This is a genomic window from Amycolatopsis sp. A1MSW2902, assembly GCF_017312175.1.
Taxonomy (GTDB): Bacteria; Actinomycetota; Actinomycetes; order Mycobacteriales; family Pseudonocardiaceae; genus Amycolatopsis; species Amycolatopsis nivea.
In genome coordinates, this window is sequence record NZ_QJPO01000003.1 from 501,344 (window position 1) to 516,474 (window position 15,131).

General features: G+C 71.3%; 8 protein-coding genes. 6 read left to right on the plus strand and 2 right to left on the minus strand.

Features of this window, described 5'->3' with window-relative positions; genetic code table 11:
* The first annotated feature begins 168 nt into the window (after nucleotides 1-168).
* Genes DMP23_RS45405 through DMP23_RS45430 form a run of 6 tightly spaced genes read left to right on the plus strand, consistent with a single transcriptional unit; the run spans nucleotide 169 to nucleotide 11,656 of the window.
* A complete protein-coding gene (locus tag DMP23_RS45405) occupies nucleotides 169-1,533 on the plus strand; it encodes an FAD-dependent oxidoreductase (RefSeq protein WP_337824944.1) in 1,365 nt (454 codons plus the stop codon).
* Nucleotides 1,533-2,243, plus strand: coding sequence for a DUF6875 domain-containing protein (locus DMP23_RS45410; protein ID WP_337824945.1), 711 nt, complete (start codon nucleotides 1,533-1,535; stop codon nucleotides 2,241-2,243). Before DMP23_RS45405 ends, DMP23_RS45410 begins: the two co-directional genes overlap by 1 nt.
* Nucleotides 2,240-5,401 (plus strand): amino acid adenylation domain-containing protein, encoded by a 3,162-nt coding sequence (locus tag DMP23_RS45415; protein WP_337824946.1) that lies wholly within the window; start codon nucleotides 2,240-2,242, stop codon nucleotides 5,399-5,401. Before DMP23_RS45410 ends, DMP23_RS45415 begins: the two co-directional genes overlap by 4 nt.
* Nucleotides 5,398-9,741, plus strand: a complete 4,344-nt coding sequence (locus DMP23_RS45420; RefSeq protein WP_337824947.1) for a non-ribosomal peptide synthetase — start codon at nucleotides 5,398-5,400, stop codon at nucleotides 9,739-9,741. Before DMP23_RS45415 ends, DMP23_RS45420 begins: the two co-directional genes overlap by 4 nt.
* 5 nt (nucleotides 9,742-9,746) lie before the next feature.
* On the plus strand, nucleotides 9,747-11,072 hold the full coding sequence (locus DMP23_RS45425; protein WP_337825134.1) for an MFS transporter: 1,326 nt from the start codon (nucleotides 9,747-9,749) through the stop codon (nucleotides 11,070-11,072).
* Nucleotides 11,069-11,656 (plus strand): response regulator transcription factor, encoded by a 588-nt coding sequence (locus tag DMP23_RS45430; protein ID WP_337824948.1) that lies wholly within the window; start codon nucleotides 11,069-11,071, stop codon nucleotides 11,654-11,656. Before DMP23_RS45425 ends, DMP23_RS45430 begins: the two co-directional genes overlap by 4 nt.
* A 317-nt stretch (nucleotides 11,657-11,973) precedes the next feature.
* Here the strand turns inward: DMP23_RS45430 and DMP23_RS45435 are convergent, their stop codons facing one another.
* Both DMP23_RS45435 and DMP23_RS45440 read right to left on the minus strand, forming a co-directional pair.
* A complete protein-coding gene (locus DMP23_RS45435) occupies nucleotides 11,974-12,189 on the minus strand; it encodes a response regulator transcription factor (RefSeq protein WP_009077456.1) in 216 nt (71 codons plus the stop codon).
* A gap of 22 nt (nucleotides 12,190-12,211) precedes the next feature.
* Nucleotides 12,212-15,106 carry an amino acid adenylation domain-containing protein gene (locus DMP23_RS45440; protein ID WP_337824949.1) on the minus strand — a complete coding sequence of 965 codons (2,895 nt, stop codon included), beginning with the start codon at nucleotides 15,104-15,106 and terminating at the stop codon, nucleotides 12,212-12,214.
* Between the last annotated feature and the right edge of the window lie 25 nt (nucleotides 15,107-15,131).

Consider the following 15,131-nt stretch of genomic DNA (forward strand, 5'->3'; position numbering starts at 1 on the left):
TACTCCGGAGTTCTTCCGGATCACCACTGGTGAGCACTCCCGGGGAAGTGCGGGCAATGCTGCTCCGATCGGCCGAATTGCGCGTCCGGTCGCGAATAACCGCTCAACGGAAAAGCGCTCCGAACGGCGACGGCACAATTGCCCTCACGCGGATCGGCGGCGGCCGGAATGAACGCCAAACGGGTTCTGGTGGCCGGGGCCGGGCTGGCCGGTTCGCTCGCCGCGATCCACTTCGCGCAGCTCGGGCACCAGGTGGAGATCCACGAGCGCAGGCCGGATCCGCGCGCGGCGGGCGCGGGCGCGGGCCGGTCGATCAACCTCGGCCTTTCCCAGCGCGGAATCCGGGCGCTGGACCAGGTCGGGCTGCTCGGCCCGGTGCTGGCCGCGGCCGCCCCGATGCGCGGGCGGGTGATCCACCAGCGCGACGGCGAGCTGGATTTCCAGCCTTACGGCAGCCACGAGGACCAGATCCTGCGCTCGGTGCTGCGCGACGACCTCAACCGGATCCTGCTCGCGAAAGCCTTGGAGTACCCGAACGTCCGCGCGCGCTTCGGAGTCACCCTCACCGATCTCGACCGCGGATCGGCGACCGCGGAACCCGTCTGCACTTTCGCCGGCGACAGTGGTCCATACCACGCCTCCGCGGACCTCGTCGTCGGCGCGGACGGCGCGTTCTCCGCCGTGCGCACCCGGCTGCTGCGCGGCCTGCCCGCCGACTTCCGGCAGCGCGTCCTGCCCTGGGGCTACAAGGAGTTCGCGATCGCCGCGGGCCCATCCGGCGCGATGCGCAGCAGTCCGGACGCGCTGCACGTCTGGCCGGGCGACGACGGGCTGATCGTCGCCCACCCCAATGTCAACGGTTCACTCACCGCGACCGTGTTCCTCCCGCTGTCCGGCGAGCAGAGCTTCGCCACGCTCACCACCGAGAAATCGGTGCGGGCGCTGTTCGACACCCGCTTCCCCGACGTGCGACGGCTGGTGCCCGACATCGTCGAGCAGTTCCTCTCGCATCCGACCGGACATCTGGTGACCGTCCGGAGTTCGCCGTGGCAGCACGAGGGCCGCGTGGTGCTGATCGGCGACGCCGCCCACGCCGTGTACCCCTTCTACGGCCAGGGCATGAACTCGGCGCTGGAGGACTGCGCGGTGCTGCGCGAATGCCTCGCCGACAACGACTGGGCCGAAGCCCTCCGCACCTTCGAACGGCGCCGCAAACCGCACACCGACGTCCTCGCGGACCTTTCCGAGGAGAACTTCGACGAGCTGCGCTCCCGGGTGGCCTCGCCGCTGTTCCTGGCCCGCAAGAAGGCGGATCTGGTGCTCAGCCGCGTCTTCCCGAAGCGCTGGATGCCGCTCTACACCATGGTTTCGCACACCACGATCCCGTACGCCGACGCCTTGCGCCGTGCCCGGCGCCAGCACGCCGCGCTGGCCTGGGGCACCGGTGCCGCGGCGCTCGCCCTCGCCTTGACCGGCGGCGCCCTCGCCCGCGGACGGGGCGCCGGACCGCACTCGCCTGGAGACCGAAGCTGATGCTCATCCATCCGACCGATCCCGGCCGCGTCCTGGTGGAGCGGCACGACCTCGACCCGCTCGCGCTGCCCGAACGCCTGCTGCGGTACGAGATCCACCTGCGGGCGATCTTCGACTGGGGCCGCGGCTACCTGTCCGGCCCGCATCCCGACCTCGGCCGCGCCGGCAACGTCTGCCCGTTCGCGCAGCCGTCGCTCGAGCGCGGCCGGTTCTACCTCGCCGTTGAACCGGGCATCCCGGCGGCGGGCCCGCGGCTCACCGAAACCCTGCACCGCTACCGGGACTGGTTCCTCGAACTCGCGCCGCGCGGGCATCCGAGCGCGCAGCTGACCACGATCCTGCTGCTGTTCCCGGACGCCCCGCCGGACGACCGTTCCGGCGTGGTCGACACCGTGCAGCACGCGCTGAAGTCGGAGTACGTCGCCGAGGGCCTGATGATCGGCGAGTTCCACAACGGCCCGCCGGACAAGGGCGGGCTGTGGAATCCCGCGTTCCGCCCGCTGCGCAGCCCGGTGCCGATGCTGGTGGTGCGGCACATGGTGCCGACCGACTACCCGTTCCTGCGCGCCGATCCGGACCAGGCGCGCGCGTACCTGCGGCTGTTCGGCGACCAGGTGCCGGTCCAACTGCGCGAACTGGTGGAGCACGACCGGTTGTCCCGAGAGCTGGACGAAACCGAGGCCGACCAGGCCGGAATCGGGGCGCCGTGAACGTCTTCCCGTGCTCGCCCGGCCAGGAACGGCTGTGGTTCCTCGACCGGCTCGACCCCGGCTCGCCGGTCTACCACGTGCCCACGGTGCTGCGGCTTTCCGGACCGCTCGACGTCGAGGCCCTGCGCCGCGCTTTCGCCGCGATCGCGGAGCGGCACGCCGCGCTGCGGACGGTTTTCCGGGAGAACGACGGCGTTCCGGAGCAGGTCGTCACCGAGAACGGCTTCTCGTTCGAGGTCCGCGCGGTCAGCGAAGACTCGGTCGAACCGGAGGCCTCGGCGGAGATCCGCACCCCGTTCGACCTGACCGCCGGGCCGCTCGCCCGGGTCCTGCTCCTGCGCCAGGCCGAGGACCAGCACGTTCTGGTCGTCACCCTGCACCACGCGATCGCCGACGGCTGGTCGGTCTCCCTGCTGCTCGACGAGCTGGCAGAGAGCTACCGCGCCGAGCTGACCGGTGCCGAGCCGAACCTGCCGCCGCTGCCAATGCAGTACGTGGATTTCGTGCGATGGCAACGAGAACACCTCGACGGCCCGGAAGGCGCCGAGCTGCTGCAGGAGTGGGCGGACCGGCTGCGCGGCGCGCCGGAGCTGATCACCCTGCCGACCGACCGTCCCCGGCCCGCCACCGCGACCTACGCGGGCGGCATCCACGAGTTCCAGTTCCCGCCCGCGCTCACCGATGCCGTCCGCACGCTCGCGGATACCGCTGGCGCAACCGTTTTCATGACCGTGCTGGCCGCTTACCACGCGCTTCTCGCCCGGTACAGCGGCCAGGACGACGTCGTGGTCGGCACTGTCGTCGGGCAACGCTCGCAGGTCGACACCGAGCGCCTGATCGGCTTCTTCGTCAACACCGTCCCGGTCCGGATCTCGACCGCCGACGACCCGACTTTCGCCGAGCTGCTCCTCGACGTTTGCGACACGTTGGTCGACGCGCTCGGCGGCGCCGAAATCCCGTTCGAGCGCGTGGTCGAGGCCGTCCGTCCGGAACGCAGCCTCGGGCATTCGCCGATCTACCAGGTCGGCTTCAACGGGCACGGCGACGGCGCGTTGCCGCAACTGGCCGGGCTGACCGTCACCGACTTCGCCGGTCCGCACACCGGCACCGCGAAGCTCGACCTGATGCTCGGCGTCCGCGACGAAGGCAACTGCCTGCACGGATACCTCGAATACCGCACCGATCTGTTCGACAAAACCACCATCGCCCGCTTCGCCGAGCACCTGTGCACGTTCCTCACCTCCGTCACCGCCGACCCCGCGCAGCAGATCGGCGCGGTCTCCCTGCTGGACAACGCACAACGCCGCGCGGCCCTCGACAGCGGCATCACGCGTCCGCTGCCCGCAGCGACCGCGCTGGACCTGATCGCGCCGCACGTCCGGGACCGCGGTTCAGCGGTGGCGATCGCCGGTTCGCTGACCTACCGCGAACTGGACGTCCGGGCGAACCGGCTCGCGCACGCCCTGCGCCGCCGCGGGGTCGGCCCGGACGTCCCGGTGGGGCTCTGCGTCCGCCGCTCCGCCGAGATGGTGGTCGCGCTGCTGGCGGTCTGGAAGGCCGGCGGCGCGTACGTCCCGCTCGATCCGGAATGGCCGCTGGAACGACACGCTTACGTCGTCGAGGAGGCCGGCGTCCGGATCGCCGTCGTCGACCGCGAAAACGCCGGACGGCTGCCCCGCTTCGAGACCGTGTTGGACGTCGACCTGGACTACGCCGAACCGGACACCGCGCCGGACGTGGCGCACGACCCGGCCGACCTGGCGTACATCATCTACACCTCCGGCTCGACCGGACGCCCCAAGGGCGTCGCCGTGCCGCACCGCGGCGTGGTCAACCTGCTCACCGGCTTCGCCGACCGGCTCGGCGTGACCGAGGACGACGTCTGGGCGTCGGTCACCACGCTGGCGTTCGACATGTCGGTGCGCGAACTGCTGATCCCGCTGATCCGCGGCGGCACGGTCGCGGTGGTCAGCACCGAAGACTCCGCCGAACCGGTCGCGCTGGCGCGGCGGCTGGCGGACTGCGGCGCGACGATCCTCCAGGCCACGCCGACGCGCTGGCGGATGCTGCTCGCGTCCGGCGGCGTGCCCGCGAACGTGCGCGAACGGCTGTGCGGCGGGGAGGCGCTCGACCGGGAACTCGTCGACGCGCTGTCCGACGGCCGGGTCTGGAACCTGTACGGCCCCACGGAAGTCACGATGATCGTCGCGGCGGGCACGGTGACCAGCGCCAGCCCGGTCGTGCCGTTGGGCCCGCCGCTGCCGAACACCCGGCTGCACGTGCTGGACGGCGGGCTGAACCCGGTCCCGCCCGGCGTCGCGGGCGAGATTTTCGTCGGCGGCGCGGGGATCGGCCGCGGTTACCGCAGCCGTCCCGGCCTGACCGCGGAACGATTCGTCCCGGACCCGTTCGCCGCCGACGGAAGCCGCCTCTACGCCACCGGCGACCTCGCGCGGCGGCGCGCCGACGGAACGCTGGAGTTCCTCGGCCGCACCGACCACCAGGTGAAAATCCGCGGCCTGCGCATCGAACTCGGCGAGATCGAAGCCCGGCTGCGGGCCGATCCGCAGGTCTCCGACGCCGTCGTGCTGGTTCGCCCGGCAGGCCCGGACGACGTGCGGCTGGTCGCCTACGTCGTGTCCGAGGACGCCGAATGGGCACCGCTGCGCGAACGGCTCTCCGGGCAGCTGCCCGCGTACCTGGTGCCGCAGACCGCCGTGTTCCTCCCCGCGCTGCCGCTGACCAAGAACGGCAAAACCGACCGCACCGCGCTGCCGGAACCGGTCTGGGAGTCCCGCGAAACGGACCGGGTCGCGCCGCGCGACGCCGTCGAACGCGAACTGGCCAGGCTGTGGCGGGAGGTGCTCGCCGTCGAGGACCTTGGCGTGCACGACGATTTCTTCCACCTCGGCGGCCATTCGCTGCTCGCCGCTCGGCTGCTGGCGAAGGTGCGCGAGCACTTCCAGTCCAGCGTCGGCCTGCGGACGCTGTTCGCCGCTCGCACGATCGCCGCCTTCGCCGCGGCGCTGCGGGCCGCCGAGTCCGGACCCGGGGTCACCGACGAGATCGCACTCCTGCGGGAACGGATCGCCGCACTGCCCGACGACGAGGTTCTCGCCCTCCTCCACGCCGATTCCCCTCCAGGAGCGCATCGATGACGCACGACGAGCGAGAGCGGCTGTTCCGGCTGCTGGCCGCGCGCGACGGCCTCGGCACCGCGACCGGCTCGATCCCCCGCCGGACCGGCGACGCCCCGGTTCCGCTGCTGCCCGCGCAACGGCAGCTGTGGTTCCTGGACCGGCTCGGCGCGAGCGACGGCGTGTACACGATCTCCCAGTCCTGGCGGCTCACCGGCGTGCTCGACGTCGAGGCGCTGCGCCGGGCGCTGGCCGCGGTCGTCGACCGGCACGAGACGCTGCGAGCCGGGTTCGCCGAAGCCGACGGCGAGCCGGTGCAGATCCCGGCACTGCCCGGAACCGCGCCGGAACTGTCCTATGTGGACCTCCGCGGTGCGCCGGACGACGCGGATCAGGTGCTCGCCGCCGAACGAGCCCGGCCGTTCGACCTGACCAGCCCACCGCTGGTGCGCGGCCTGCTGGTCGCCCTCGCCGACGACGTGCACCTGTTCGTGCTGACGCTGCACCACATCGTCGCGGACGCCGCGTCCGTCGGGATCCTGCTGCGCGAACTGTCCGCGCTCTATCCGGCGAACGCTCCGGCCCTGCCCACGCCGCCCGTGCGGTACGGCGACTACGCGGCCTGGCAGGCGACCAAACCGCTGGACGCGGGCGAGCAGTACTGGCGCGAACAACTCCACGACGCCCCGGCGCTGCTGGAACTGCCGACCGACCGTCCGCGTCCACCCGCCGAATCCTTCCGCGGCAACGGTCATTCCTTCCGCCTGTCCACCGACCTCACGGCCTTCTGCCACCGGCACGGCGTCACCGTCAACACCGTGCTGCTGACCGCGTACGTGCTGCTGCTCGCCCGGCACGCCGGTCAGGACGACGTGGTGGTCGGCATGCCGATGCGCGACGAGACGGTGCCGGGGATCGAACAGTGCGTCGGGATGTTCGCCAACACCGTCGCCGTCCGGACCCGGCTGACCGGCGATCCGACCGTCGCCGGGGTGCTCGCGCAGGTGCAGGACGCCTGCGTCGGCGCGCTGGAGCACCAGAGCTATCCGTGGGAACGGGTGGCGCAGGACCTGCGGCCGGCCCGCGATCTCAGCCACAACCCGGTGTTCCAGGTGATGTTCGTGCTCAACTCGGCCGGGGCCGGGCTCGAACTGCCCGGCATCCGCGCGGACTGGCTCGACCTCCCGGTGACCACCGCGCGCTTCGACCTGACCCTCGCGCTGGCGACCACACCCGACGGCATCGAAGGACGACTCGATTACGCGACCGACCTGTTCGACGCCGCCACCGTCGCCCGGTTCGCCGACCAGTACGAACACCTGCTGCGGGCCATGCTCGCCGCCCCGGACGCGCCAGTGTCCACAGTGGACGCCCTGCCCGCCGCGGACCGGATCCGGCTGCGCAACGGCGGTCATCCGGCCCCGCCGGTGGTCTCCGACGGAACCCTGGTCACCACGCGCATCACCCGGCAAGCCGCGCTCACCCCGGACGCCATCGCGGTCGAGGACGACGAGTGCCTCACCTATGCCGAACTGGTCTCCCGCGCCCGCCGCATCGCCGCGGCCTTGCACGCTTCCGGCGTCCGGCGCGGCGACGTCGTCGCGCTCGCCCTGTCCACGGGCGCGATCACCGGCCTGCTCGGCGTCCTCCTGGCCTGTGCCGCGTACCTGCCGCTCGACCCCGGACATCCGCCCGCACGGCTGGCCGAACTCCTGGCCGACGCCGCTCCGGCCGCCCTGCTCACCGACCACGACTTCGCGTTCGACGGCCCGGTGCTGCACCCCGACCGGCTGCCCGAAGGTGCCGCGCCGGAGCTCTCGCTGGGACCGGACGACCTCGCCTACGTCATCTACACCTCCGGCTCGACCGGAGCCGCGAAACCGGTCGCGGTATGCCATGGCGCACTCGCCGAACTGGCCGAATCCTTCCGGAAGCTGCACGGATTCGGCCCCGGCGAACGGGTGCTGATGATCCCGCCGCTGACCTTCGACGCCGCCGCGGGCGACATCTTCCCCGCGCTGGTCTCCGGCGCGGCAGTCCTGCCCTGGCGCGACCCGGCGTCGCTCACCGGCCCCGGCCTCGTCCGGCTCTGCCGCGACCGCGGGATCACCATGGTCGACACCGCGTCCGCGCTGTGGCAGAAGTGGGTGGCCGAGCTGGCCGCGGAAGACACCCCGTTCGACTGTCCACTGCGGACGATAATGGTCGGCGGGGAAGCCGTCCCGACCACTGTGGTGCAGACGTGGGCAGCGCTCACCGATGGCCGCGTCGAACTGCACAATCACTACGGCCCCACCGAAGCAACCGTTTGCGCGACCAGCTACCTCACCTTCGACGCCGGCGAACTCGACGGCCGGGTGCAGCTGCCGATCGGCGATCCGCTCCCCCACGTCCGCGCCTACGTCGTCGACGACCGGCTGCGTCCGGTGCTGCCCGGTGTCCCCGGCGAACTCTGCGTAGGCGGCGACGCTCCCGCCCGCGGCTACCGAGACCGACCCGGCGCGACCGCGGAGAAGTTCGTCCCGGACCCGTTCTCGCCGGTGCCCGGCGCACGCATGTACCGCACCGGCGACCTCGCGCGTCTCGACGGCGAAGGACGGCTGGAATTCCTCGGGCGCGTGGACCGGCAGCTGAAAGTCCGCGGCCACCGCATCGAACCGGCCGAGGTCGAAGCGGCCTGCCGACGCCACCCCGGCGTCACGGACGTCCTGGTCACCGCCCGCGCGAACCGGCTGGTCGCCTACCTCGTCGGAGACGTCGATCCGCTGGCCGTCCGCTCCACGCTCCGCGCGGCGCTGCCCGGCTACCTGGTCCCGGACGCCTTCGCGGTGCTTCCGGCGTTGCCGCTCAACGCGCACGGCAAGGTCGACCACCGCGCACTGCCCGAACCGACCGACGCCACGACGTCCGCGTTCACTGAACCCGAAGGCGAACTGGAGCAACGGCTCGCCGCGATCTGGGCCGCGGTGCTGGATGTCGAGCGCATCGGCCGCGACGACGACTTCTTCCTGCGCGGCGGGCATTCCCTGCTGGCCGGGACGCTGATGGCGAAGGTCCGCGCGGAACTGGACGTCGAGGTCCCGGTGCGGACCCTCTTCGAAGCCAGCACCCTCGCCGCCTTCGCCGACGCCGTCCGCGCCCCCGGCTACCGCGAGGACGACCGCCTCGCCGAGGTGCTCGCGGACGCCGTGCTGCCCGCCGACATCGACGCGCGCCGCAGTCCCGCGCAGGCCGAGGCCGCGATCCAGCGCGCGATGGCCCCGCGGATCGCCCTGCTGACCGGAGCGTCCGGATTCCTGGGCCCGCACCTGCTCGCGGATCTGCTGCGGCACAGCGACGTCGTGGTGCGCTGCCTGGTCCGGGCCGCCGACGCCGCCGAAGGCGCTGCCCGGATCGAGCAGGTCCTGCGGGACCACCTGCTGTGGGACGAGCGTTTCCGCCCCCGGATCATAGCTGTCCCCGGCGACCTCGGTTCCCCGCAGCTGGGTTTGTCCTCAGCGGAGCTGAATGCGGTCGCCGCGGACCTCGACGTCATCTTCCACTGCGGCGGCGAAGCGAACTTCCTGCGCCCGTATGCGCAATTGCGGCCCGGCAACGTCCTCGGCACCATCGAATTGCTGCGGCTCGCTTGCCGCAGCGGCACCCCCGTGCATCTGGTGTCGTCGCTGGGCGTCTACCCGCTGGACCGCGACGCGGTGATCACCGAAGACATCCCGCCTGACGACCCCGCCGGGCTGGACCGCGGTTACGAACAAAGCAAATGGGCCGCCGACCGGCTGGCCCGGGCCGCACGCGAACGCGGTCTGCCGGTGAGCGTCCACCGTCCGGCGCGGGTGACCGGGCACAGCCGGACCGGCATCGGCCCGCTCGGCGACCGGTTCGCGAACCTGCTGCGCTGCCTGGTGCTGCTCGGCTCCGCGCCGGCGGAGGACTTCGACATCGAGGAGGACATGGCGCCGGTCGACCACGTCGCCGCCGCCATCGGCCATCTTTCGCGGCGGCGCACCGGATATGGCTGCGATTTCCACTTCCACAACCAGCGCACGATGCGGTTCGGCGAGGTCGTCGCGGGATTGCGCGAATTCGGCTACCCGATCGAGGCGATCCCGTTCGAGGACTGGCACACCGCGCTGGCGTCGGCCGCCGCGGAGACGGCGGACCCGGCGCTGAGCGCGATCACGGCGATGATCGAACGGACGTCGCCGCCCCGGCGGACGGTCTTCGACTGCTCGCACACCGAGGTCGTGGTCGCGGCGGGCGGGCTGGTGTGCCCGGCCGCGGATCGCGTTCTGCTGCAACGGTATCTGGCGCATTACGTCCGGATCGGGCACCTTCCCGCCACCCGAAAGGAGCACCGTTGACCACGATGGGAACGCGGGGATTCGTCCTCCTCTGGTCGGCCCAGCTGGTCTCGATCGTCGGCTCCGCGCTGACCGGGTTCGTGCTCGGCGTCTGGACCTACGAACGGTCCGGTTCGGCCACGCAGTTCGCGCTGATCATGCTGTCCGGTGCGATCCCGGCGCTGCTGATCGCGCCGTTCGCGGGCGCGCTGGCCGACCGGTGGCACCGCCGCCGGATCCTCGTCGCCGCGGACTGCGTCGCGCTCGTTTCGGTCGGCGCGCTGGCGTTGTTGATCGACGCGGGCCAGCTGCAGACCTGGCACGTGTACGTCGTGACCGCGCTGACCGCGATGTGCGGAACGCTGCAGCAGGTCACCTTCAGCGCGATGATCCCGCTGCTGGTGCCGAAACAGCACCTCAGCCGCGCGAACGGGCTGTCCCAGGTGGTGTTCAGCGCGCAGATCGCCGCGCCGGTCGTCGCCGGGACGCTGCTGGCGCTCACCGGCCTGCGCGGGGTGGTGCTGATCGACCTCGTGACGTTCGCCGCGTCGCTGCTGGTCGTCGCATTGGTCCCGTTGCCCGGGGCCGCCGTGCGCACCGCCGCCCCCGAGCCGGGCGGACCGTCGATCTGGCGGCAGGTCCCGGCGGGCTGGGAGGAACTGCGCCGCCGCCCCGGGCTGACCGGCCTGCTCGGCGTGCTGGCCGGGTTCTACTTCTGCTTCGGCATCGCCGGGACGCTCGTGCGGCCGCTGGTGCTGTCCTTCGCCAGCCCCGCCGGACTCGGCTTCCAGGTGTTCGCGGGCGGCTGCGGGCTGTTCGCCGGAAGCCTGGTGATGGGCGTCTGGGGCGGCCCGAAGAAGCGGATGCGCGGGATCGCCGCGTTCATGGCGTTCGGCGGGATCGCGCTGGCCGTCCACGCGCTGGCGCCGTCGCTGGCGCTGGTGATCGCGATCGGGCCGTTCTTCCTGTTCACCCTGCCGGTGATCACCGGCACCGCGCAGACCGTGCTGCAGAGCAAGGTCGCCCCGGCGAACCTCGGCAAGGTCATGGCGACCTCGCGGGCGGTGTCGCAGGCGGCGAGCCCGGTCGCATACCTCGTCGCCGGCCCGCTCGCCGACGACGTGTTCGAACCGCTCATGCGCCCCGACGGAGCACTGGCGAGCTCGGTCGGCCACCTGATCGGCACCGGCCCCGGCCGCGGGATGGCGCTGATGTTCCTGCTCGCCGGGCTGCTGCTGGTCGTACTGGGCTGCCTGGCCGCACGCCCCTCGCTGCGGCGGGTCGAGGACCTGCCGGATCTGCTGGAAGAACCCGTCGCGGTGGCGGCGAGCCGAGAGGAAAGCGGAAAATGACCACCCTCGAACGAACCGTCCCGGTGCGCGTGCTCGCCGCCGACCCGTTCCTGCGCGCCGGCTTGGAAAGCGCACTCTACGGCCGCGGCGAATTCACCGACACCGACGGCGGGGTCGCGGTACTGGCAGTCGACGAGGTCGACGACGCGGCCGTCGAGGCGATCCGGACGGCCAAGGAACGCAACGCGACCGTCCTGGTGGTGACCGGCAAAGTCGACGCTCCCCGTGCGGCGCGCGCGATCGAGGCGGGCGCTTGCGGGGTCCTGCGGCGGGAGCAGGCTTGCGAACAAACGCTGGTCTCCGCGGTACGCGCGGCGGCGACCGGCCACGGGACGATGCCGCCGGATTTGCTGAGCGACCTGTTCGACGCCCGGCAGGCGGCTCCTGCCGCGCCGACTTTGGACGCGCGGGAACGAGATGTCCTGCGGATGGTGGCGGATGGGCATGAGACTGCCGAGATCGCTTCCGCGCTGGCCTATTCGGCACGCACGGTGACGACGATCGTGCACGACATCACCCACCGGCTGCGGCTGCGAAACCGGGCGCATGCGGTGGCGTTCGCGTTGCGGGAGGGGCTGATTTAGGGGTTGTGCTGGGGCGGCGGCGGTGCTTGGTGGTGGTTGCCTGCCTGTTTTTCCGCTGCCCGCTGCCTGCTGCTCGCTCTCGGCGGCTCGGCGGCTCAGCGGCTCAGCGGCTCAGCGGCTCAGCGGCTCAGCGGCTCAGCGGCTCAGCGGCTCAGCGGCTCAGCGGCTCAGCGGCTCAGCGGCTCAGCGGCTCAGCGGCTCAGCGGCTCAGCGGCTCAGCGGCTCAGCGGCTCAGCGGCTCGGACGAGCCAATCCCCTCGTCCCCTGCCAAGCAACCCCGCCCCATTCGCGCCGCGTCGAGTCGTCCCAGCGCGGTCCTAAATCAGCCCGTTCCGCACCGCGTAAGCCGCCGCGTGGGCGCGGTTTCGTACTCCCAGCCGGGCCATCAGGTCGTACAGCGCGTTCTTCACCGTGTGTTCCGACCAGCCGAGTTCGGCCGCGATCTCGCTGTTGCTGTACCCCTCGGCGACGAGCCGCAGCACCCGCAGCTCGCGTTCGCCGAGCTGCGGCCGGTACGCCGCCTCGCCGTCCACCCGTCCAGTGTAGGAGATCCGCTCATCCCGGCAGCTCCGAACCGCGCGTGCCCGGGGCTGTCGCGACCGTGTGCACGACCTGGACGAACCGGTCGGCCATCGTCTTCGCCGCGGCTTCGGTGAACAGGGCCCGGTCGTAATGCAGCGTCCCGGCCAAGCCGTCGGGATGCTCGCGGACCGTCACCAGCACGTCGAACGGATTCCCGCCCTGCCCGGCCCGCCACGGCTCGGCGCGGATGCCGTCGAGCCGGAGCCGGTCCGCGAGCGAGCCGAGCGACTGGAACGCCACCTGCGCCACCGGATTCCGGCTCAGGTCGCGCGGCGGCCGCAGCGCTGCCACGACCTGGTCGAACGGCACGTCCTGATGCCGGAACCCGCCGACCACCGCCTCCCGCACCGCGGCCAGCACCTCCGAATACGCCGGATCGCCGGGAACCCGTACCCGCAAGGCAAGCGTGTTCACGAACAGCCCGATCAAATCTTCCGCCTCGACCGACGGCCGGTTGCCCGCGAAGGTGCCGACGACGAGGTCATCCCGCCCTGTCGCCCGACGCAAGTCGAGGACGAACGCGGCGAGCAACGCCATAAACCCCGTCGCGCCCGCCTCCGTGGCCACGGCTTCGAGCGCGCTGATGACGTGCTGTGGCACGGAAAACTCGACGGTGCCTTCCAGCTGCGCTTGACGAGCCGGTCGCGGGAGACTGTCCGGAAGTTCGATCGCCGGCGGCGCACCGGCCAACGCCGACTTCCAGTATTCGAGACCCGCCTGGTCCGGCGCGGCATGAACCGGGGCCAGCTCCGGCAGCGCGGACGCCCGCCCTGCGTAGCATTCGGCGAGGTCGCGCCAGAAGATCTCCATCGAAGTGTCGTCGGCGATGATGTGGTGGATCACCGCGAGCAGCGTGAACCGCCCCGGCTCGCCGCGGATCACCGTGCACCGCAGCAACGGCCCGCGCGCCAGGTCGAACGGCTGGCGAAGCTCCGCGTCGACGATCTCCTCCGCCGACCCGTCCACCACCGTCAACGGAATCTCGCCCTCAGCGGACACCACCAGCTCCGGTTCGCCGCGACGGCTCCGGAACGTCGTCCGCAAGGTCTCGTGCCGCTGGACCACTTCCGCCAACACGCGCCGCAATGCCTCGACGTCCAGCTCTCCAGTGCACCGGTAAGCCTCGTACATAATGTACTGCGCGGACGGCCCGGACAGTTGATCGAAAAACCACATCCGTTGCTGCGCCGCCGAAATCTCGCACGGTCCACTGTGGCCTTCCACAATGGACGGTGCCGACGCGACCAATCCGGCCAGCTCCGCGACCGTCGGCGCAGTGAACAGATCCGCGACAGACAACCGCCGCCCCGTGCTGCGCGAGACCCGCGCACAGATCCGGGTAGCAGCCAGCGAACGACCGCCAAGCTCGAGAAACGGATCATGGACGCCGACCGGGCTTACCCCGAGCACGTCCGCCCAAATCTCGGCAATCGTCGCCTCCGTCTCATTCCGGGACTCGACATAGTCGACCGCCAACACCGGACGGGTGCCGTCCGGCGCAGGGAGCGCGTTGCGATCGATCTTGCCGCTCGGCGTGAGCGGCAGCGCGGCCAGCGACATCCACACCGCCGGAAGCATCGACTCCGGCAGAGTACGAGCCAGATGCGCCCGCAACTCAGACGTCGACGGCGCAGCTCCAGCACGGTAAACGCAGTAAGCGACAAGCCGATCCTCGTGCACCGCAGCCACTGCAGCGGCAATCATCGGATGCGCATGCAGCGCGGCCTCGACCTCGCCGAGTTCGATCCGGTTGCCGTGGATCTTGACCTGATGGTCGAACCGGCCCAGATACTCGAACGCCCCGTCCACCCGCCGCCGCGCGCGGTCACCGGTGCGGTACAGCCGCTCCCCCGGGGTCTCCGCGAACGGATTGGGCACGAACTTCTCCGCCGTCAACGCCGGACGGTTCAGGTAGCCGCGCGCCAGTTGCACGCCCGCGATGGTCAGCTCGCCGTCGAGCAGGTGGACGCGAGTGTTCGCGATCGGGTGACCAATCGTGACCGTCTCCCCCGGCAAGCACCGCGTCGCCGTCACGTCCACTGACGCCTCCGTCGGCCCGTAGAGATTATGCAGCTCAGCGCCGATCAACCGGTGGAACCGCTCCGCCAGCTCGTCCGGGAGCGCCTCGCCGCTGCACAACACCCGCCGCACCGGCAGCCTCGGCACCGACCCGGCCAGGAACGCGCGCAGCATCGACGGCACGAAGTGCGCCGTGGTGATCCGTTCCGCGACGAGAACATCCGCCAGGTATTCGGGATCGCGGTGACCGCCCGGCCGGGCCATCACAAGCGTCGCGCCGACGGACAACGTCCAGAAGAACTCCCACACCGACACGTCGAAACCGAACGGAGTCTTCTGCAGCACCCGGTCTTGGGGTGTCAGGCCGTATTCGTCCTGCATCCACCGCAGTCGGTTCACAATCCCGCGATGCTCGATCACCACGCCCTTGGGCTTGCCGGTCGACCCCGAGGTGTAGATGACGTACGCCGCGTTCTCTGGCCGGACCGCGACCTCCACCGGTTCCCGAGACTCGCCGAGCCCGGTGAGATCACCCGGCTCGACGACGATCTCGGCGCCCGAATCCTCGACCATGAACCGCAGCCGGTCCTCGGGGTAGTCCGGGTCCAGGGGCAGATAGGCTGCTCCTGCCTTGAGAATGCCGATTAGCGCGACCACCATCTCGATGCCGCGCTCCAGCCGAACCCCGACCACCGACTCCGGCCCTACGCCACTCGCCCGCAGCCAGTGGGCCGCCTGGTTCGACAGCTCGTCCAGCTCCACATAGGACACTTCGCGACTGTCGGCGACCACTGCGACCCCACCGGCGGCGACGCCCTCGGCCACCATGTCCAGCAATGTCTCGCTCATACGTCCTCACTCACCGCCGCGCGCG

Coding starts and splice junctions, on each gene's coding strand:
- DMP23_RS45425 (WP_337825134.1), top strand. CDS start 9,747: ATGGGAACGCGGGGATTCGTCCTCCTCTGGTCGGCCCAGCTGGTCTCG.
- DMP23_RS45440 (WP_337824949.1), bottom strand. CDS start 15,106: ATGAGCGAGACATTGCTGGACATGGTGGCCGAGGGCGTCGCCGCCGGT.
- DMP23_RS45430 (WP_337824948.1), top strand. CDS start 11,069: ATGACCACCCTCGAACGAACCGTCCCGGTGCGCGTGCTCGCCGCCGAC.
- DMP23_RS45405 (WP_337824944.1), top strand. CDS start 169: ATGAACGCCAAACGGGTTCTGGTGGCCGGGGCCGGGCTGGCCGGTTCG.
- DMP23_RS45410 (WP_337824945.1), top strand. CDS start 1,533: ATGCTCATCCATCCGACCGATCCCGGCCGCGTCCTGGTGGAGCGGCAC.
- DMP23_RS45420 (WP_337824947.1), top strand. CDS start 5,398: ATGACGCACGACGAGCGAGAGCGGCTGTTCCGGCTGCTGGCCGCGCGC.